The following is a 19,289-nucleotide window of genomic DNA, read 5'->3' as shown; positions in this document are numbered from 1 at the left end:
GAGCGGCGCGTGACCTCAAATATGATTGTCGTACAATCTTGACACTTCGGTTTGACAGGACAATGCTCACCTCGCCGCGATCACAACGACGGCAAATGAAGAGGGAGAGGATCAGGATGGTGCGTAATCTCGCATGCTCGTCCGCCGCGCTGATCGCGGTGGCCGCCCCCGGGCTCGTCTGGGCCCAAACCGCGCCACCGGCCGAGCGACCGGTCGAAGAGGCGCAGCCGAGCCGGGTCGGGGACGTCGTCGTCACCGCGCGTCGACGCGAAGAAGCCATCCGTGACGTGCCGTCGACGATCACGGCGCTTTCCGCCGAAACGCTCGAGCAGAAGAGCCCGATCGAAAGCGTCGGCGACCTGCTGCAGACCGTCCCTGGCGTCCGCTTCAACGGCGTACAGAGTGAAAACCTCGCCGAGATCTCGGTGCGGGGCTCGGGCACCCAGCGCGCCACAAGCGCCGACTCGGCCGTCGGCCTGTTCGTCAACGGGGCCTATGCCGGGTCCAGCACCCTGGGCGGCCGCAACTTCAAGCGTCTGGACTATTTCGACATCGCCCGCATCGAGGTGCTCGAAGGTCCGCAGGGCGCGCTGTACGGACGCAACTCCGAGTACGGGAGCGTGAACATCGTCCTGGCCCAGCCCCAGTTCCGCAACGGCGGCAGGGTGTCAGCCACCTATACCGACGACCTGCAGCAGCTCCGCCTGGACGGGATCGTCAATCACCAGTTGAACGAGAAGGTCGCCTTCCGCGTCGGGGCCCAGGTCACCGGCCAGGGCGGCGGCGTCTACTACAACCCCAATCAGAACAAATACTACGACCACACGGACGGCTATCTGGTGCGTGGCCAGATCCGCTACATGGACGGGCCCTGGGACGTGAACCTGCTGCTGGACGCGCAGGACATGAACCTGCCGACCTTCGTCAACCAGTGGGTGGTGCCGCCGGGTCGACTGGCCGTCCTGCCCCAGGGCTTCACCGGCCCGCGCTACGATGTCCCCTCCGACGTCGCCAACGACCTGCACCAGACCGTCCAGCGCGCCATGCTGACGGCCAAGTACGACCTGGGTTGGGGCCTGCTGACCTCCACCACCATGGCGATGCAGTACCACTCGAAGCAGAACTTCGCGGCGGCGATCGACCTGGCCACGCAAGGCCGGCTTCAGGCCTCGGGTCAGATCGGCCTCTACCCTCTTGGGGGCACCACCACCGACGTGAAGGACAAGACCTTCTATCATGACGTCCACATCACGGGCGACGCGATGGACGGCCAATTGCAGTGGCTGGGCGGCGTCGAGGTCCTGCTGCAGGACGACGACTATACGCGCGACGCGCGCACCAATCCCTGCGTTCTGACGGCCACCTCGTCGATCTGCGGCGGCACGCCGACCGCGCCCGTCTGCTATCGGCTGATCCCGAACGCCGCCGCCTGCCCGGCCACCTTCCCCCTGGCGTTCGGCAGCCGTCGGGTGGTGCCGTCCGAATACCGGTCGGCCGCAGTCTACGGATCGTTGAAGTATGATATCGGCGCCCTCTCGCTCAGTGGCGAGTTGCGCTATTCCCGCGATCACAAGACAGCGCAGCAAAGCGATTTCCGCCTCTACACGACCACGCCGATCGGCGTCCCTACGTCCTATGATTTCGACGAGGACAACCTCAGCTACGCCGTCTCGGCCAGCTACCGCCTGAGCGAATCCTCGCTGGTCTATGCCCGCACGGGAACCGGCTATCGCGCCGGCGGGGTGAACAACGGCACGGTCGTCGCCAACGCGCCCAACCCCCTGCAGCCGACCTACGGCAACGAGACCACGACGAGCTACGAGGTCGGGTTGAAGACGGACATCGCGCGCAACGTCTTCCTCAGGCTGTCGGCCTATACTTCGCGGACCGAGGATGCGATCGCCCTGGTCACCGACGGCTGCACCGCCGCCAACGCCTGCGGTCAGGCGGGAACCAACTTCAACATCAATGGCGGGACCATCGAGGTCAACGGCGTCGAGGCGGCGCTGGACGCCGTCTTCGAGATCGGCGGCGGTCGCCTGGCTGTGGGCGTGAACGGCGCTCGCCAGGACGCAAGCTTCGTCGAAGTCGCCGCTGTGGCCGGCGCTCCGATCAAGGACAGCATGGTCGCCCAGACGCCCGAATGGACCTTCTCGACCAACCTCAACTACCGTCGGGAACTGACGCCCGGCCTGACGGGCTTCGCCAACGTCGCCTACAACGGTCAACGCGGCGGCGGTCAGGACACGGTCACGGCGACCTCGCCGTTCACCCCGCTGGAAGACCTGGACAATGTCGATCTGCGCTGGGGTGTCCTGTTCCGTCGCATGGAGGTCGCCATGTTCGTCAGGAACGCGACCAATCAGGTCATCCCCGTCCTGAAGCTGCAGCAGGTCGATATCCCCCTGGCCAACCGGTACACGCGCCCGCGGACCTTCGGCGTCTCCGCAACCTACCGCTGGTGACGACACGTCCGGACCCGGCCGGACGTCCCGCGACCGCGACGGCTTCGAGGCCGTCGCGGTCCGACCGGGCGCCGGGCGCCGGCCTCCTGCATTGTACAACAATAACCTCACCGAAACGGACAAACGCCTTGCCCGTCGCCGAGCTCGATCCTAGGAACGGTCAGACGACGCGCCCGCAGATCGCGGCGATGCGACGTCACGCCGCGAGGGCCAGACCTTTGACCGACACTCCCGATCCTAAACTGCAGACCGGCGCCGAGACGGCGCCCAACGCGGACGCTATCGCCCAGGCCCTCCGCTCCCGGATTCAGAAGAGCGAGATCGCGCCCGGCGAATGGCTGCGGGAGGTCCGCCTCTGCAGCGAGTTCGGCGTCGGCCGATCGACCGTGCGGCGGGCCCTGCGGGCGCTCGCGGACGACGGCCTCATCGAGCTGGAGGAGAACCGGGGCGCCCGGGTTTCGGCCACGACGGTCGAGGAAGTCTTCGATCTCTACGAGGTCCGCGCCGCCCTTTACGGTCTGGCCGCCCGCTTCGCCTGTCTGCGCGCCTCCGACGCCGCCGTGCGTCGCATCCTCGGCAAGATCGACCGCCTGCTCAACGACGCCGAGAGCGGGGCGCCGGCTGAGCAGATCATCGAGGTCAGCGAGTCCATCTTCAGCGAAATGAGCGCCTTCGGCAGCGCCGATGCGCAGCGGATGACCGAGGCCGTGCGCCGCAAGACCCGCTTCCACTTTTCGTATGTCGCCCTGGCCATCAACGCCAACGGCCCCGGCCCCTATCAGCACTGGCGCGACGTCAGGACGGGTCTGATCGAGCGTGATCCCGACAAGGCCAGTCAGGCCGCGCGCGACATTCTCTATTTCATGCAGGGCGAAGTCGCCCGGATCATGCTGGCGCGCGGGCCTCGCGCCCGCACCGAACCCGTCGCCGCATCCCAGAAGGAACCGTCGCCTCGTCGACGAACCGCAGGAGGCAAGTCCAAATGAACGCCCATGCCCGGATCATCATGACCGCCGCCGCCCTGGCGTTGGGGGCGGCTGTACCGACGGCCTGCGCGCGCCCCCTCCCGGCCGCCGCCGTCCAGACCGCCCCCTCGCCGGCCATGACCGAACTGCTCGACTATCTGCGGCGCCAGAACAGCACGGGGTTCATCGTCATCCGTGACGGAGAGGTTCTGATCGACCAGGCCTGGCCTGCGCCCGCGACCGATCGGCTCTTCGCCAACTTCACCTATGGGACGGCGTCCAGCGGCGCCCTGCTCGAGGATGTCGCCTCCCAGCAAAAGAGCTTCGTGGCCGTCCTGGCGGCGATCGCCGTGGACAAGGGGCTGCTGGACGTCGGCGCGCCGGTCTCCACCTACCTGGGCCGGGGGTGGTCGAAGGCCTCGCCGGCGCAGGAGGACGCGATCCGCGTCATCGACATCCTGACCATGAGCTCGGGTCTCGATGAACAGTTCGCCTATGTCGCCCCGGCCGGAACGACCTTCTTCTACAACACGCCTGTCTATGCGGTGAGCAAGCAGATCGTGGCGGCGGCGGCGAAGAAGCCGCTCGAGACGGTGACGCAGGACTGGCTGACGGCGCCGCTGGGCATGAGCGACACCGCGTGGCGTCGTCGTCCCGCCGCCCTGGCTTCGGTCGGCAACGACACCGGCCTCGTCACCACCCCTCAGGACGTCGCCCGGTTCGGCGCGATGGTGCTGGCGGACGGCCTCGCGGCGGACGGCGCCCGCGTCGTCTCCCAGGCGCAGATGGACGCCATGTTCGAGCGTTCCACCGCCAATCCGGCCTATGGTCGGCTGTGGTGGCTGAACGGCAGCGAGTATGTGCAGCGCCCGCAGATCGGCCGCAGCCCCGGCCAGCTGATCCCGGCCGCCCCCGCCGATCTTGTCGCCGCTCTCGGCGCCTTCGACCGCCGCCTCTACGTCGTGCCGAGCCTGAAGCTGGTGGTGGTGCGCACCGGCGCGGCGGCCTCGGACCGTGGCTTCGACCAGCAGGTCTGGCTGCGGCTGATGCGGGTGCTCGGCTGAGGCCGATCCACCGCGCGTCCGGGCGACGTCCCGACGTCGGGACGAAGACAGTACACAGGACATCGAATGATCGACGGCAGCATCCAATCGTTTCCGCTCACCCTGGACCGCATTCTCGAGCACGCCGCGAAGTGGCACAGCGGGACCGAGGTCGTGACGGCGCGCGAGGGCGCTGACAGCGCCCGGATCGGCTACGCCGACCTGCAGACCCGGGCCAGGCGCACGTCGAACGTCCTGGCCGGACTGGGCGTCGTCGGGGGCGAGCGGGTCGCCACCTTGGCTTGGAACACCCAGGGCCACGTCGAGGCCTGGTTCGCCATCATGGGCATGGGCGCGGTCTGCCACACCCTGAACCCGCGGCTGACGCCGACCCAACTGGCCTGGATGCTGGGTCAGTCCGGGGCCCGCGTGATCATCGCCAGCGCCGACCTGGTCGATCTCGCGCTCGCGGCGGTGGACGACGCCCCCGGCGTGACCCACGTTCTGGTCATCGACGGCGACAGCGAACGTGTCCACGCCCGTGCCGCCGTCCAACCGATGGAACCGCTGGTCGAGGTCGCGCACGACGCCTGCGCCTGGGGCGGCTTTGATGAAACCTCGCCATCGGGACTGTGCTTCACCTCAGGTTCGACCGGCGCGCCCAAGGGCGTGACCTATACCCACCGTTCCAGCTTCCTTCATACGTTGAAGCTGCTGCAGGCCGATGTGCTGGGGGCGCGCGAGACCGATGTGGTCATGCCCATCGTTCCCCTCTTCCACGCCAACGCCTGGGGCCTGCCTTTCGCCCTTCCGGCTGCGGGATCCAAGATGGTGCTGCCGGGCCGTCGCACCGACGGCGAAAGCCTGGCGCGGCTGATCGCCGCCGAAGGCGTGACGATCGCCGTCGGCGTGCCGACCGTCTTTCTCGGCCTGTGCGAATACCTGGACGCTTCGGGAACCGCCCTGCCCTCGCTGGACCGGATCATCCTGGGCGGCGCCCCCACGCCCCCCGCGTTGATGGACCGGATCGAGCGCCAGCTCGGCGTCGTCGTCCAGAACAGCTGGGGCATGACCGAACTGTCTCCCGTCGGCGTCTTCGGCGTGCTCAGCGATCCGGATCGGCGGCCGAGCATATCCGGCAAGCCGGCTCTCGGGGTCGATCTCATGCTCATGGACGAGGCCGGCGCCCCGCTGGAGACGCAGCGTGGTCCTGAAGGGCGGCTGCATGTGCGCGGCGCGGCCGTGATCGAACGGTACTTCGGACAAGAGCACCCCGTGGTGGACGCCGATGGCTGGTTCGACACCGGCGACCTGGCTCGCATCGATGACCGGGGCAATCTGTCGATCACGGGCCGCGCCAAGGATCTGATCAAGTCCGGCGGCGAATGGATCAATCCGGCAGAGATCGAAGCCATCGTCTGCGCCTTGCCGGAGATTTCCCTGGCGGCGGTCATCGGACGGGCCGACCCGAAGTGGAGCGAACGACCGATCCTGCTCGTCGAGGTGCGCGAGGGCATGGACATCAGCGACCAGGCGCTGCTCGAATCCCTGCGCGGACAAATCGCGTCGTGGTGGGTGCCCGACGAGGTCGTGCGTCTGCCCGCCATGCCTCTGGCCGCGACGGGCAAGATCGACAAGCTCAGCCTCCGCGCCGCCTACGGGGCCTGACGGACGACGAAAAAAGAAGCGAGCCGTCGGCATGCGACGGCTCGCCAGTCGTCCAGGAGCCCTTTACGTCGGGGGGTCAGCTGCGCTCGATGACGACAGCGATCCCCTGCCCTCCGCCGATGCACATGGTCGCCAGGCCGAAGCGACCCCCGACACGCGCGAGTTCGTAGACCAACTTGGTGAGAATGATCGCACCCGTGGCCCCGACAGGATGGCCCAGCGAGATGCCGCTGCCGTTCGGGTTTGTCCGCGCCGGATCAAGGCCGAGGGCGTCCGACACGGCGCAGGCCTGGGCGGCGAAAGCCTCGTTGGACTCGATCACGTCGATGTCTTCGACCTTCAGCCCCGCACGCGCCAGCGCGATCCGCGTGGCCGGAACCGGTCCCATGCCCATATAATTCGGATCGACTCCCGCATGGCCCCACGCGACGATCCGGGCCATCGACGCCAGGCCCTGCCGCGCCACGGCGGCCTCGCCCGCCAGCACCAGCGCCGCCGCGCCGTCGTTGACGCCCGAAGCGTTCCCCGCCGTGACCGTTCCATTCTCCCGGAAGATCGTGCGCAGCTTCGCCAGATCGGCCATGGCGGCCTCGGGGCGGACATGTTCGTCGGTGTCGAACGTCCTGGCGACGCGCCCGGACTTCACCTCGATCGGCGCGATCTGGGAGGTGAATCGCCCCTCGGCGATCGCCGCCGCCGCACGCCGATGGCTCTCCACGGCATAGGCGTCCTGGCGCTGGCGATCCACGCCGTGACGCTCGGCGACGTTCTCGGCGGTCACGCCCATCAGTCCGCCGCCGAACGGATCGGTGAGCGCACCGTTCAGGCCGTCGATCAGGGCCGCGTCCCCCATCTTCTGGCCCCAGCGAACCGACGGCGCGAAATAGGGCGCCCGGCTCATCACCTCGGCTCCGCCGGCGACCGCCGTCTCGGCCTCGCCCAGCATCACCATCTGGGCTGCTGACACGACCGCCTGAAGGCCTGAACCGCAGAGCCGGTTCACAGTCATCGCCGGGGTGGCCTGGGGGAGTCCCGCCTCGATCGCGGCCACTCTCGCCAGATAGGCGTCGCGGGGACAGGTGGGGATCACCTGGCCGAACACCACGTGACCGACCGTCGCCGGATCGATGCGCCCGGCCTCCAGCGCCGCCCGGGTGACATGGGTCGCCAGTTCGGCCGGCGTACAGTCCTTCAGCGCCCCGCCGAAGCCGCCGATGGCCGTTCTGCGCGCGGCGACGATGTGGACCGAAGCGCTCACGCGACCGCCTTTTGACCGACGAGTTTGGACATCTCGTGCCGGTACTGGGCTTCTCCGCTCGCCGGAACCATTTCCCCGGCGCGATCGGCCACGACATCGAGGCTGGCCAGCAGACGGTCGGCTACATCCTCGCCGGCGCCGAGGAGGACCCCCTGGGTCATCGTGACATGCGCCTGCTCGAAGGCCCCGGCTCCGGCCAGGATGACCGCCCGCGTCGGCGCCTCCTCGCTCGCCAGAACGACCACCGCCGGGCTGACCAGATGCGGCCCCAGGCCGGCGAGAACGTCCGGCGTATAGAGGCTGTTGGTCATGGCGGTCGCCGCGCTCGGCGCCAGGCAGTTGACCCTTACCCCGTAGCGTTCGCCTTCCAGGGCCAGGGTCTGCATCAGGCCGACCAGCCCCAGCTTGGCCGCGGAATAGTTCGATTGCCCGAAGTTCCCGTAGAGGCCGGAAGACGAGGTGGTGAAGATGATCCGGCCATAGTTCTGGGCCCGCATCGTCTCCCAGACCGCCTTGGTGCAGTTGACCGATCCCATCAGGTGGACGTCGAGCACCAGTTGAAAATCGTCCAGATCCATCTTGGCGAAGGTTTTGTCGCGCAGGATGCCGGCGTTGTTGACCAGAATGTCGATCCGGCCCCAACGCGCCAGAACCGCGTCGCACATGGTCTGGACGCCCGCGCGGTCCGTGACGCTGACGGCGATCGCCGTCGCCTCGCCGCCCTCGGCCTGGATCTCGGCGCAGACCCGTTCGGCCGCCTCGCCGTTCATGTCGGACACCACGACCCGGGCGCCCCGCGCCGCCAGGGCCGCAGCATGGGCGGCCCCCAGGCCCGCCCCGGCGCCGGTGACGATGGCCACCCGTCCAGAGAGATCGATATGCGACATGCTTGCTCCTACTTTCCTGTCGTCTCGACGGCGTCGGCGGCCGCGTCCGGGATCACGGCGTCATCCACCCAGTCGCGGCGCAGCGGCCGCACCGCCAGCAGGGCCAGCAGCGCCGATCCGAGATAGAAGACGGTCACCACGACGGCGGAGTAGCGAAGGGCGTCGTCGCCGAAACGCGGCGTCATCACATCGCTGATCCCGCCCATCAGCCACGACCCCGCTCCGATCCCGATCAGGTTGTTGATGAACAGGAAACAGGCTGCCGCCGTGGCCCGCATATGCGCCGGCACCAGATGCTGGACGGCGGTCGTCATCGGCCCCACGAACACCAGGGTCAGGGCGTTCGGGATCAGCAGCAGCAGCCAGGCGACGACCGGCGACGGGGACAGAAAGCCCAACACGAACAGGGGGGCCGTGATCACCCAGGCCACGGCCGAAACCTTGGCGTAGGCCCCGCGGTCGGCCCGGCCCAGCAGGTCGGCGAGGATGCCGCCGCCGAGCACGCCGGTGACGCCCCCGACCAGCAGCAGAGAGCCGAAGAAGTGGGACGTCTGCGTCAGGTCGAACCCGAAGGTCTGCATGGCGATCGACGGCGTCCAGAAGGCGAGCCCATAACCGGTGAGGCTGCTCATCGCCGCGGCGAAGGCCATCAGCCAGAAGCTGGGCTTGCGCGCGAGGATGGCGAACACGGCGCTCACGGCCACTCGCTGTCCGACGGCCGTCTGTCTGGGCGGCTCCTTGACCACCAGCCGGAAGATCGGCGCGATGGCCACGCCGGCGAGGCCGATCACGATGAAGGCGGCGCGCCAGTCGACGGCCTTGGCGATGGCCGCGCCGAGCAGGACGCCGGCCGCCAGCCCCGCCGGGATGCCCATCGAATAGATCGCCAGGGCTCGCGCGCGGCGCTCGGGGGGAAAATATTGCGAAATCAGCGCGTAGCTCGGCGCCACTCCGCCGGCCTCGCCGACGCCGACCCCGACCCGGAACATGAACAGCTGCCAGAAGCCGGTGGCCACGCCGCACAGGGCCGTGAAGGCGCTCCAGACCGCCAGCGAGCCGGTGATCACCCAGGTGCGGCTGGTGCGGTCGGCCACAAGGGCCAGAGGTATCGCCAGGGTCGAATACAGGGCCGCGAAGGCGATGCCGCCCAATGCGCCCAGCTGGGTGTTCGTCAGGCCGAGATCCGCCTTTATCACGGGGGCCAGAATGCCGAGGATCTGCCGGTCCAGCCAGTTGAAGGTGTAGACGATCAGCAGCATGGCCAGCACAAGGCGGGCATAGCCGGGACGGGCGTTGAACGGCGTCGAGCTCATCCGGCGTCTCCCACATGATCGGATTGGGCGGCCTTCGCCGCGATGAAGGCCTGACGGCTCGAAAGCCGATCCCAGTAGGCCTGGATTTCGGGACTGAACCTGTGGTGCAGATCCAGGGTGCGCGCGAAGAGCAGGGCGTAGCCGACGCTGAGGTCCGCCATGGTGAACCGCCCGGCGCACAGCCACTCCCTGTCTCCCAGCGCGCGCGTCAGATGCCTCAATCGCGAAAAAAACCACTGGGCGTAGTCGTCCGCCGCCTGCTGGAGGCGGCGCGTCTCCGGCTCAAGCTGCGTGTAGCGAAGCACCAGAGTCAGCGGAAAGGTCAGCGTCGCCTCGCCCCGATGCAGCCAGTCCAGCCAGAGACCGTAGTCCGCCTCATCCGCCGCAACGACCAGGGGGCTGGGACCGTAGCGGGTCGCCAGATACTGGGGGATGGCCGCCGACTCGGTCATGCGGACTTCGCCATCGATCAACAGCGGGATCGTGCCCAGGGGATTCAGCTCCAGATACTCGGGCTGGCGGACGCGCGGCGGAAACGGCAGCATGTGCAGGCGGTACGGCAGGCCCATCTCTTTAAGAGCCCACAGGACCCGGAATGAGCGCGCGTCGACGCAATGATAAAGCTCAATCATTCGGCTTTTCCTCCGCGGCGCGTTTCGCGCTCCCTTGCGCCTTTCATCCCTCGCCTCGGACGAGGAGTCAAAATTTTTGTACGACAATTTTGGATCTATGGTGATACATTGATCGCAGGTCGGGTTGCTGTCGCGCCGCCCGCGCGCCGCTTGACCGCGACGGACCGTTCGGCGACGCCTCGGCACGACACGGCGGCTCAGACGACGACCGCAGCAGATCGAAGGGCTCATTCATGATCACAGCCTCCCCCGAAGACCATGGCTTCGATCCCGTCCGGCTGAAGCGAATCGACACCTTCCTGAAATCGAACTACCTCGACACCGGGCGACTGCCTCACGCCCAGATCCTGATCAGCCGCAACGACCAGATCGTCCACTTCAGCAGCCAGGGCGCGGCGCGCGAAGGCTCGGCGGCGGCGATCGACGAGCGCTCTCTCTTCCGCATCGCCAGCATGACGAAGCCGATCACCTCGACGGCCTTCATGATGCTGGTCGAGGAAGGCCGGGTTGCGGTGGACACGCCGGTCGCGGATGTCCTGCCGGAGTTCCGCACCACTGGCGTCTATGAAAGCGGCGGCGGCGGCGCGCCCTTCCAGACCCGGCCTGTGGCGACGCCCATGCGCATGCTCGACCTGCTGCGCCACACATCCGGCCTGACCTATGGCTTCCAGTACCGCAGCAATGTCGACGCCGCCTATCGTGCGACGGCCTCCAACGCCGGTCCGGTCGAGAACTGGCACGGCGCGGCGGACCTGGACGCCTTCATCAGCGAATTGGCGGCCCAGCCCCTTGAGTTCTCCCCCGGCGAGGCCTGGAACTATTCGGTATCGACCGACGTGCTCGGCGCTGTCGTCCAACGGGTCTCGGGCCAGCCGCTGGACCAGTTCCTGCACGACCGGATCTTCGCGCCGCTGGGCATGAACGACACCGGGTTCTTCGTTCCGGCGGAGAAGGCCGACCGGCTGACGGACTGCTATGCCTTCGCCGGTCCTGCCCTGGGCCGCGTGATGTATGACCGGGGCGCCGACAGCGTGTGGTTGCGCCGACCGAATCTGATCTCGGGCGGCGGCGGCCTCGTCTCGACCGCCCTCGACTACCATCGCTTCTGCCGGATGCTGGCCAACGGAGGCCGGCTCGACGGCGTCCGTATCCTGGGCCGCAAGACGCTGCAGCTGATGACGCTGAACCATCTGCCAAACCAGTCCGACCTGGCCAGCCTGTCACAGTCGTTGTTCAGCGAAACGCAGAACGGCGGCGTGGGCTTCGGACTCGGCTTCGCCGTCACTCAGGACATCGCCAAGGCCATGATCCCGGGGTCCGTCGGCGAGTACTACTGGGGCGGAATGTTCACCACATCCTTCTTCATCGATCCCGTCGAGAAGCTGCACATGGTGTTCATGACCCAGCTCAGCCCGTCCCTCCTGTATCCGCTGCGCCGCGAACTGAAGACACTGATCTATTCCGCCCTGGTTTGAATGCGGCCGCAGGTTCGAGACGTCTGCTCCATGAACCTGGGCGGTCCTCGGCGTCCAGGCGGGTTCAGCGGCGCCCCGGGGTCGTGACGCGCGCGAATTGCGCCGTGTCGCCGCGAACCGTCGACGAGGGGCGGGGCGCCGGGGCGGCGGCGCGGGCGCCTACCGCCTTCGCGTCCCCGCAGAAGATCTCGTGCAGCATGCTCATCACCGCCTGGACCCGCACGTCGGCGATCGAATAGAAGATCGAGCGCGACTGGCGGCGGGTCTTGACCAGTCCGAACTGACGCAATTCGGCCAGCTGCTGGGACAGGGCCGGCTGTTTGATGCCCAGGTCCGCCTCGAGTTGGCCGACCGAGCGTTCTTCCTCGGCGATATGGCACAGGATCAGCAGCCGGTTGGCGTTGGCCAGTTGGCGCAGCAGTTCTGCGGCCTCGGGCGCCTTCTCCTTCAACCGCTCCATGGCGACGGCCTGATCGTCGGTCATGGGCGTCGCTCGCGATAGTACCAGGGCGCGTCGCCGTCACCATCGGCGATGGCGGCGTCCAGGGTGGTGGCGGCCGGCTCCAGCAGGGCGCCTCCCGGCGTCCAGCCCGCCGGCGTGGAGGCCGCCTCACGATCCGAAGTCTGCAGGGCGGTGACGAGCCGCAGCAACTCCTCCACGGAGCGGCCGACGTTCATCGGGTACCAGCTGATGGCGCGCACCACGCCCTCCGGATCGATGACGAAGGTGGCGCGCACCGTGGCGCTGTCGCTCGAGCCGGCGTCGACCATGCCGAAGGCGTGACCGATCGCCATGGAGGGATCCTCGATGATCGGGAACGGCACCTTCACGCCGAAGCGACGGTGGATGTCCTTCAGCCAGGCCAGATGCGAATACAGACTGTCCACCGACAGGGCCATCAGGTCGCAATCGATCGCCGCAAAGGCGTCGGCCTGACGGGCCAGGGCCACGAACTCGCTGGTGCAGACCGGCGTGAAGTCCGCCGGATGCGAGAACAGCACCAGCCACCGGCCACGATAGTCGCTCAGGCGCTTTTCGCCCTGGGTCGTGCGCGCGGTGAAGTCCGGCGCTGTGTCGTTGATGCGCAGGGCGCGCATCGCGGGGGGATAGCCGGCCGGCGCCGTCTCGATCGTGTCCATGGCCGGAAACCTAGGCGCTTCCAGCCGTCACCGCCACATTAAAATACATACTTGCACAAACTATGAATGTGTTTATGTGTTGGGCCGCTGAAACGGAGACGCCTCAATGTCCTCGCCCACACCCGATCCCGCCCGCGACCATGCCGCCGACATCGTCCGCGCCGCGCTGGACGATCCCCGCCAACGCCCTGTGGTCAAATCGTTCTTTGATGAGGCGACGTTCACGGTCAGCCACGTCGTGCGCGACCCCGGCTCCGACGTCTGCGCCGTGATCGACAGCGTCCTGGACTACGATCCGGCGTCCGGCCGCACCTCTCACGCCTCCGCCGACGCCCTGATTGATTACGTGAAGTCCGAAGGTCTCACGGTCCAGTGGCTGCTGGAGACCCACGCCCACGCCGATCACCTGTCGGCGGCGCCCTATCTGCAGGAAAAGCTCGGCGGTCAGCTGGCCATCGGCCATGAAATCCTCACCGTCCAGGCGGTCTTCGGCAAGATCTTCAACGAGGGGACCGAATTCCGCCGCGACGGCAGCCAGTTCGACCATCTGTTCAACGACGGCGACCGGTTCGAGATCGGCGGGCTGAAGGCCACGGTGCTGCATGTGCCCGGCCATACCCCCGCCTGCCTCGCCTATGTCATCGGGGACGCCGTCTTTCCGGGCGACACCATGTTCATGCCCGACTACGGCACCGCGCGCTGCGACTTTCCCGGCGGCGACGCCCGGACCCTGTACCGCTCGATCCACCGCCTGACCTCCCTGCCGGACGAGGCGCGGGTCTTCCTGTGCCACGACTACAAGGCGCCTCCGGGCCGCACCGAGTTCGCCTGGGAGACCACCATCGGCGCCCAGCGGACAGGCAACATCCATATCCGCGACGACGTCAGCGAGGACGAGTTCGTGGCCATGCGCACCCAGCGCGACGCCACCCTGCCCATGCCCAAGCTGATCCTGCCGTCGGTGCAGGTGAACATGAACGGCGGCCGCCCGCCCGAGCCCGAGGACAATGGGGTGCGCTACCTCAAGGTCCCGCTGAACGCACTGTGATGGGCGACCTTCTCGCCAACGCCATGCCGGCCCAGGGCCTGATCGGGGGGCTGATGATCGGCGCCGCCTCCGCAGTCATGCTGCTGGGCCTGGGCCGGATCGCCGGCGTCAGCGGCCTCGCGGCGCGCGCCGTCGGGATCGCCAGGGATGGCGCGCCTCGGCCGCTTGCGATCGCCTTCGTGATCGGACTTCCGCTCGGCGCGGCTCTCGTCGCCCTGCTGAACGGCCCCGTCACGGCGCGGTTCGAGCAGGGCATGCCCGCCCTGATCCTCGGCGGCCTTCTGGTCGGCTTCGGCACGCGGCTCGGCAGTGGCTGCACCAGCGGCCACGGCGTCTGCGGCATGTCGCGCCTGTCGGCCCGATCGCTGGTGGCGACCGCCGCCTTCATGCTGGCCGGGTTCGTGACGGTCGCCGTGATGAACGCCATGGGGATGGGCCGATGATGCGACAGATCGCGCTGGCCCTTTTCGCTGGAGCCCTGTTCGGCGCGGGTCTCGCCGTGTCGGGCATGGCCGACCCGCAGCGCGTGCGCGGCTTTCTGGACCTGTTCGGCGACTGGGACCCGACGCTTGCCTTCGTGATGGGTGGCGCCCTGATCCCCATGGCCCTGGCCTGGCGGGTTCGAAACCGCATGACCTCGCCCATGGCGGCCGAGCGCTTCGCCCTGCCGACCGCGCGCGACCTCGACCCCCGCCTGCTCGGCGGAGCCGCCCTGTTCGGCGTCGGCTGGGGCGTCGCCGGCCTCTGCCCCGGCCCCGCCATCGCCGACCTCGCCATCGCGCCCGGCCCTGCCGCCGTCTTCGTCATGGCGATGTTGGCCGGGATGATCCTGCACCGACTGCTGCCCGCCGCCCCGGCGAAGTAGGCCCCTACGGAGATACCCAATGTCTGAGACCCAAACGACGATCGGTCTGCCGCGCCTGAATGAGCCGGCGCCGAGCTTCTCTGCCAAGACCACGCACGGCGATCGCTCGCTGGCCGATTATCGCGGCAAGTGGCTGGTCCTGTTCTCGCACCCGTCCGACTTCACCCCGGTCTGCACAACCGAGTTCATCGGCTTCGCGCAGGTTTCCGCAGAACTGGAGGCCAAAAACTGCGAACTTCTGGGCCTTTCGATCGACAGCATCTTTTCGCATATCGCCTGGACCCGGAATATCGCCGAGAAGTTCGGCGTCGAGATTCCCTTCCCCATCATCGAAGACCTGAAGATGGACGTGGCCAAGGCCTACGGCATGATCCATGAGGGAGCCAGCGACACCTCGGCCGTACGCGCCACCTTCGTGATCGACCCCGAAGGCATCCTGCGCGCCATGCTCTACTATCCCATGAGCAACGGCCGCTCGATCCCCGAGATAGTGCGTCTGGTTACCGCCATGCAGACCAGCGACGCCAATGCCGTGGCAACCCCCGCGGGCTGGAAGCCTGGCGACGACGCCATCGTCTCGCCGCCGAAGACGGTGGAGGCCGCCAATGCCCGTGAGGGCGAGGGCTTCAACTATACCGACTGGTATTTCTCGACCCGCCCGGTCGCCGCCTGAGCCGATGACCCGAGGCAGCCGAATAGGGCGCGTCGGGCCTCTTCAACCGAAGGAAACTCGCCGTGAAGAACATGGGAACGCTGGACCGCGTCATCCGGCTGGTCGCTGTCGCCGCCGTCCTGGGCGCCTATGGCCTGGGACTGATCGGCGGAACGCTCGCCCTCGTTCTGGGGGTGGCGGCCGTCGTCCTTCTCCTGACCAGCCTGATCGGGACCTGCCCGGCCTACCTGCCGTTCGGCCTGTCCACGCGGTCCCGGCGCCGCTGAGCCCTCAACCGAAACCCCCGTTCAAGGACGATGGTCATGCCGTTCAAGACCCTTACCCCTTCCCTGTCGGTCTCGCCGCAACTGACCGAGGCCGACGTCGCCCAGGCGGCCCGCGACGGTTTTCGCGCGATCATCGACAACCGCCCGGACGGCGAGGAGCCGGGGCAGCCGAGCGCCGCCGAGGTGCAGACGCTCGCCGCAGCCCACGGCATGGGCTTCGCCCATGTGCCGACCATAGGCGGCAAGATCAGCGACGAGGACGTCGCGCTGATGGCGCACGCCCTGTCGACCTTCGAGGGTCCCGTCCTCGCCTACTGCCGCACCGGCACGCGTTCGACCACGCTTTGGGCCTTGACCCAGGCCGGAGCCCAGCCGGCCGACGCCCTGATCGCGACCGCCGCAGAGGCGGGCTATGATCTTTCCGCCCTGCGCCCCCGGCTGGAAACGCAGATGACGGCGCCGATGGGCGCACGACCCGCGCGCGCCGACGTGGTGATCGTCGGCGGAGGTTCAGCCGGCCTGGCCACCGCCGCCTCCCTTCTGGAACGCGACCGAAGCCTCGACATCGTGGTGATCGAGCCGCGCGACACACACGACTATCAGCCGGGCTGGACCATGGTCGGCGGCGGCGTTTTCGACGTGAAGGACACGCGCCGGGCCGAGGCGTCGGTGATTCCGGCCGGAGTGCGCTGGATCAAGGGCGCCGTCGCCAGCTTCCAGCCGGAGCGGGACCAGGTCACCCTGGAGGACGGCGGCGCGGTCGGCTACCGCGCTCTGGTCGTGGCGCCCGGCAACACCCTGGACTGGGCCGCGATCGACGGCCTGCCCGAGACCCTCGGCAAGAGCGGCGTCACCTCCAACTACAGCTATCAGACCGCCCCCTACACCTGGCAGCTGGTGCAGAACCTCAAGGACGGGGTCGCCCTGTTCACCCAGCCGCCCATGCCGATCAAATGCGCCGGCGCCCCCCAGAAGGCGATGTATCTGTCCTGCGATCACTGGCAGCGGACCGGCGTGCTCAAGGACATCGACGTGCGGTTCCACAACGCCGGCGCCGTCCTGTTCGGGGTCAAGGAATTCGTGCCGCCGCTGATGGAGTATGTCGATCGCTACGGCGTCGACCTCCAGTTCAAATCCACCCTGATCGCCGTCAACGGTCCGGACCGGACGGCCACCTTCAGGGAGACGTCGGGCGAGGTCACCAGATCGTTCGACATGATCCACGTCACACCGCCGCAGAAGGCGCCGGACTTCGTCGCTCGCAGCCCCCTGGCCAACGAAGCCGGCTATGTCGACGTCGATCCGGCCAGCCTCCAGCATGTCCGGCACGCGAACGTCTTCGGTCTGGGCGACGGCGGTTCGACGCCCAATGCCAAGACGATGGCCGCGGCCCGCAAACAGGCGCCCGTCGTGGCCGCGAACCTGATCGCCGTTCTGGGCGGCAAGGCCCCGACCGCCGCCTACGACGGCTACGGCTCCTGTCCGTTGACCGTGGAGCGTGGCAAGATCCTGCTCGCGGAGTTCGGCTACGGCGGCAAACTGCTTCCCAGCTTCCCCAGCTGGATCATCGAGGGCACCAAACCCCAACGCCTGTCCTGGCTGCTGAAATCCGAAGCCCTGCCGTGGATCTACTGGAACGGCATGCTCAAGGGCCGCGAGTGGATGGCCCAGCCCCGGCATCGTGACGCGGCATGACGCTCGAACCCATCCAGTATGGGCTCGGCGCTCTGTCGGGCAGCCTGGTCGGTTTCAGCCTCGGTCTGGTCGGCGGCGGCGGGTCCATCCTGGCCGTGCCGCTGATCGTCTATCTGGTCGGCGTCAGGGAGCCCCATCTGGCGATCGGCACCAGCGCCTTCGCGGTCGCCGCCAACGCCTTCGCCAACCTGCTCAACCATGCCCGCCACGGCACGGTGAAATGGAAGATCGCCGGGCTTTTCGCCGTCGCCGGGGTTGTCGGCGCCTTCTTCGGCTCGACCCTGGGCAAGGCCGTCGACGGCCAGAAGCTTCTCGCCCTGTTCGCTGTCCTGATGCTGGTGGTCGGCGCATTGATGCTCAGAGGGCGTTCGGCCACCGGAGACCCCGACGTCGTTCTGACACGGGGCAATGCGCCGAAACTGGTCGGAACGGGCGCCCTGACCGGCGTCATGTCCGGCTTCTTCGGCATCGGCGGCGGCTTCCTGATCGTGCCCAGCCTGATGTTTTCGACCCGCATGCCCATCTACTACGCGGTCGGCTCCTCCCTGGTCGGCGTCACCGCCTTCGGCCTGACCACGGCGGTCAACTATGCGCTGGACGGCTGGGTGGACTGGCCCCTGGCGGCCGTCTTCATCGGCGGCGGCGTCCTGGGCGGTCTGATCGGCGCCCGGCTGGCCAAGGCGCTCTCGGGACAGAAAGGGGTCCTGAACACCGTCTTCGCCGGACTGATCTTCGTCGTCGCCATCTACATGCTCTACCGCAGCGCCGGCGCGCTCGGACTGATCGGCTGACTGCGGACCTTCCATCCGACGACCGCGATGTCTCGCCGGAAACGGGCTCGGACAGCAGATAGTCCTCTGACAAACGCGCTCGGCTCGGCTACACCGGCAACGGGATCTGACGGATCGGGATGGACATGCGCGGCGAGGTCACGACTTTCGATGAGCAAGGCGGCGTCGGCGTCATCGCCGGCGACGACGGAACGTCCTACGCCTTCGACGCAGGCTCTGTCCGCTCCGCCCTCCCCCTCTCGGCCGGACAGCGCGTCGACTTCGTCGGGACCGGCGACCGGGCGACCGAGATCATCGCCCTGGCCGCCGCGGCTGTCGCGCCGCGCCCCGGGCAGGGACCGGCCGCTGCGCCGGGCGGGGCCTTCGACCTGGGGCGGGTGATCCAGCGCACGTTTGCCTCCATCCGGACCAACTGGGCCAACTTCCTGATCGCCGCCGTGCTTCTGGTCGGCGTGCCGTCCCTGATCCAGACCTATGGACAGTCGGAGCTGGCCTACAACGAGAGCGCGACCGGCCTGGCCCTGACCGGGATCGGCTGGGTGCTCTGGATCATCGGCACCTATATGCTGCAGGGCATGGTGGTGAAGATCACCGTGAGCGGCCTGAACGGCGCGAAGACGCCGCTGGGCGCGGCGTTCGAAATGGGTGCGCGGCTGTTCCTTCCGCTTCTCGGCCTGGCCATCGTCGTGGGCGTGGGGACCGGTCTCGGCTTCATCCTGCTTGTCGTCCCCGGGATCATACTGTCGGTGATCTGGTCGGCGTCGACCGGGGCGCTGGTCGTCGAGAACCGGGGGATCTTCGAGAGTCTGCAGCGCAGCCGCGACCTGACGCGCGGTTACCGCTGGCCGATCTTCGGCCTGATCATCATCTACGTCATCCTGTCGATGGTGATCGGCCTGCTGGTCGGCGGCGTCGGCGCCGCCACCGGCGGCGGCTTCATGACCGGATCGCCCAATGTGGCGGTGAACATGGCGGCGACCGCGATCACCAACATCCTGTCCGGGATCGTCGCCGGCGCCGGCGCGGCGTCGCTCTACTATGAGCTGCGCAGCGTCAAGGAAGGCGTCGGGCCGGAGCAGCTGGCTTCCGTGTTCGACTAGGCAGG

The 19,289-nt window shown here is 68.0% G+C and carries 19 protein-coding genes; 13 read left to right on the top strand and 6 right to left on the bottom strand.

Going from position 1 to position 19,289, the window contains the following annotated elements; genetic code table 11:
* The first annotated feature begins 119 nt into the window (after nucleotides 1-119).
* The 4 genes from ACO2Q1_RS02125 (at nucleotide 120) to ACO2Q1_RS02110 (ending at nucleotide 6,141) form a co-directional block, all read left to right on the top strand.
* On the top strand, nucleotides 120-2,465 hold the full coding sequence (locus ACO2Q1_RS02125) for a TonB-dependent receptor (protein ID WP_423327894.1): 2,346 nt from the start codon (nucleotides 120-122) through the stop codon (nucleotides 2,463-2,465).
* 218 nt (nucleotides 2,466-2,683) lie between these two features.
* Entirely contained in the window at nucleotides 2,684-3,451 is a 768-nt protein-coding gene (locus ACO2Q1_RS02120; RefSeq protein WP_423327893.1) for a GntR family transcriptional regulator, read from the top strand.
* Entirely contained in the window at nucleotides 3,448-4,494 is a 1,047-nt protein-coding gene (locus ACO2Q1_RS02115; protein ID WP_423327892.1) for a serine hydrolase domain-containing protein, read from the top strand. Before ACO2Q1_RS02120 ends, ACO2Q1_RS02115 begins: the two co-directional genes overlap by 4 nt.
* 66 nt (nucleotides 4,495-4,560) lie before the next feature.
* Complete coding sequence (locus ACO2Q1_RS02110; RefSeq protein WP_423327891.1) at nucleotides 4,561-6,141, top strand: AMP-binding protein; 1,581 nt, start codon at nucleotides 4,561-4,563, stop codon at nucleotides 6,139-6,141.
* A gap of 76 nt (nucleotides 6,142-6,217) precedes the next feature.
* Here ACO2Q1_RS02110 and bktB read toward each other — a convergent pair whose 3' ends face one another.
* The 4 genes from bktB to ACO2Q1_RS02090 are packed head-to-tail and all read right to left on the bottom strand — an operon-like array spanning nucleotide 6,218 to nucleotide 10,231.
* The gene (bktB, locus tag ACO2Q1_RS02105) at nucleotides 6,218-7,399 is read right to left on the bottom strand and encodes a beta-ketothiolase BktB (RefSeq protein WP_423327890.1); all 1,182 of its coding nucleotides are present in this window, start codon (nucleotides 7,397-7,399) and stop codon (nucleotides 6,218-6,220) included.
* Entirely contained in the window at nucleotides 7,396-8,286 is an 891-nt protein-coding gene (locus ACO2Q1_RS02100; protein ID WP_423327889.1) for an SDR family NAD(P)-dependent oxidoreductase, read from the bottom strand. Before ACO2Q1_RS02100 ends, bktB begins: the two co-directional genes overlap by 4 nt.
* Before the next feature lie 8 nt (nucleotides 8,287-8,294).
* Nucleotides 8,295-9,599, bottom strand: a complete 1,305-nt coding sequence (locus tag ACO2Q1_RS02095; RefSeq protein WP_423327888.1) for a spinster family MFS transporter — start codon at nucleotides 9,597-9,599, stop codon at nucleotides 8,295-8,297.
* Nucleotides 9,596-10,231 (bottom strand): glutathione S-transferase family protein, encoded by a 636-nt coding sequence (locus ACO2Q1_RS02090; protein ID WP_423327887.1) that lies wholly within the window; start codon nucleotides 10,229-10,231, stop codon nucleotides 9,596-9,598. Before ACO2Q1_RS02090 ends, ACO2Q1_RS02095 begins: the two co-directional genes overlap by 4 nt.
* Nucleotides 10,232-10,464: 233 nt before the next feature.
* On the opposite strand from ACO2Q1_RS02090, the gene ACO2Q1_RS02085 reads away from it, so the two are divergent.
* Nucleotides 10,465-11,706, top strand: coding sequence for a serine hydrolase domain-containing protein (locus ACO2Q1_RS02085; RefSeq protein WP_423327886.1), 1,242 nt, complete (start codon nucleotides 10,465-10,467; stop codon nucleotides 11,704-11,706).
* Between the two features lie 64 nt (nucleotides 11,707-11,770).
* Here the strand turns inward: ACO2Q1_RS02085 and ACO2Q1_RS02080 are convergent, their stop codons facing one another.
* Complete coding sequence (locus ACO2Q1_RS02080) at nucleotides 11,771-12,190, bottom strand: ArsR/SmtB family transcription factor (protein WP_423327885.1); 420 nt, start codon at nucleotides 12,188-12,190, stop codon at nucleotides 11,771-11,773.
* Entirely contained in the window at nucleotides 12,187-12,846 is a 660-nt protein-coding gene (locus ACO2Q1_RS02075) for a peroxiredoxin (protein ID WP_423327884.1), read from the bottom strand. Before ACO2Q1_RS02075 ends, ACO2Q1_RS02080 begins: the two co-directional genes overlap by 4 nt.
* 106 nt (nucleotides 12,847-12,952) lie before the next feature.
* Here ACO2Q1_RS02075 and ACO2Q1_RS02070 point away from each other — a divergent pair, with 106 nt between their 5' ends.
* The 8 genes from ACO2Q1_RS02070 to ACO2Q1_RS02035 all read left to right on the top strand — a co-directional run bounded on the left by ACO2Q1_RS02070 (nucleotide 12,953) and on the right by ACO2Q1_RS02035 (nucleotide 19,284).
* Nucleotides 12,953-13,894: an MBL fold metallo-hydrolase gene (locus ACO2Q1_RS02070; RefSeq protein WP_423327883.1), complete on the top strand. Its 942-nt coding sequence runs from the start codon at nucleotides 12,953-12,955 to the stop codon at nucleotides 13,892-13,894.
* Entirely contained in the window at nucleotides 13,894-14,337 is a 444-nt protein-coding gene (locus tag ACO2Q1_RS02065) for a YeeE/YedE family protein (protein ID WP_423327882.1), read from the top strand. The genes ACO2Q1_RS02070 and ACO2Q1_RS02065 overlap by 1 nt, the downstream gene beginning before the upstream one ends.
* Nucleotides 14,334-14,759: a DUF6691 family protein gene (locus ACO2Q1_RS02060; protein ID WP_423327881.1), complete on the top strand. Its 426-nt coding sequence runs from the start codon at nucleotides 14,334-14,336 to the stop codon at nucleotides 14,757-14,759. Before ACO2Q1_RS02065 ends, ACO2Q1_RS02060 begins: the two co-directional genes overlap by 4 nt.
* A gap of 19 nt (nucleotides 14,760-14,778) precedes the next feature.
* Nucleotides 14,779-15,432 (top strand): peroxiredoxin, encoded by a 654-nt coding sequence (locus ACO2Q1_RS02055; protein ID WP_423327880.1) that lies wholly within the window; start codon nucleotides 14,779-14,781, stop codon nucleotides 15,430-15,432.
* A gap of 71 nt (nucleotides 15,433-15,503) precedes the next feature.
* Nucleotides 15,504-15,698, top strand: a complete 195-nt coding sequence (locus tag ACO2Q1_RS02050; protein ID WP_423328236.1) for a YgaP family membrane protein — start codon at nucleotides 15,504-15,506, stop codon at nucleotides 15,696-15,698.
* A 36-nt stretch (nucleotides 15,699-15,734) separates the two neighbouring features.
* Entirely contained in the window at nucleotides 15,735-17,393 is a 1,659-nt protein-coding gene (locus ACO2Q1_RS02045; protein WP_423327879.1) for a TIGR01244 family sulfur transferase, read from the top strand.
* Nucleotides 17,390-18,184, top strand: a complete 795-nt coding sequence (locus tag ACO2Q1_RS02040) for a sulfite exporter TauE/SafE family protein (protein WP_423327878.1) — start codon at nucleotides 17,390-17,392, stop codon at nucleotides 18,182-18,184. The genes ACO2Q1_RS02045 and ACO2Q1_RS02040 overlap by 4 nt, the downstream gene beginning before the upstream one ends.
* Nucleotides 18,185-18,309: 125 nt before the next feature.
* Nucleotides 18,310-19,284: a YciC family protein gene (locus ACO2Q1_RS02035; RefSeq protein ID WP_423327877.1), complete on the top strand. Its 975-nt coding sequence runs from the start codon at nucleotides 18,310-18,312 to the stop codon at nucleotides 19,282-19,284.
* Nucleotides 19,285-19,289 lie beyond the last annotated feature (5 nt).

This window comes from Brevundimonas sp. VNH65 (assembly GCF_049445955.1).
In the GTDB taxonomy this organism is placed as follows: Bacteria; Pseudomonadota; Alphaproteobacteria; order Caulobacterales; family Caulobacteraceae; genus Brevundimonas.
Note: the sequence above shows the minus strand (reverse complement) of the source record. Positions and strands in the feature narration are given on the sequence as shown.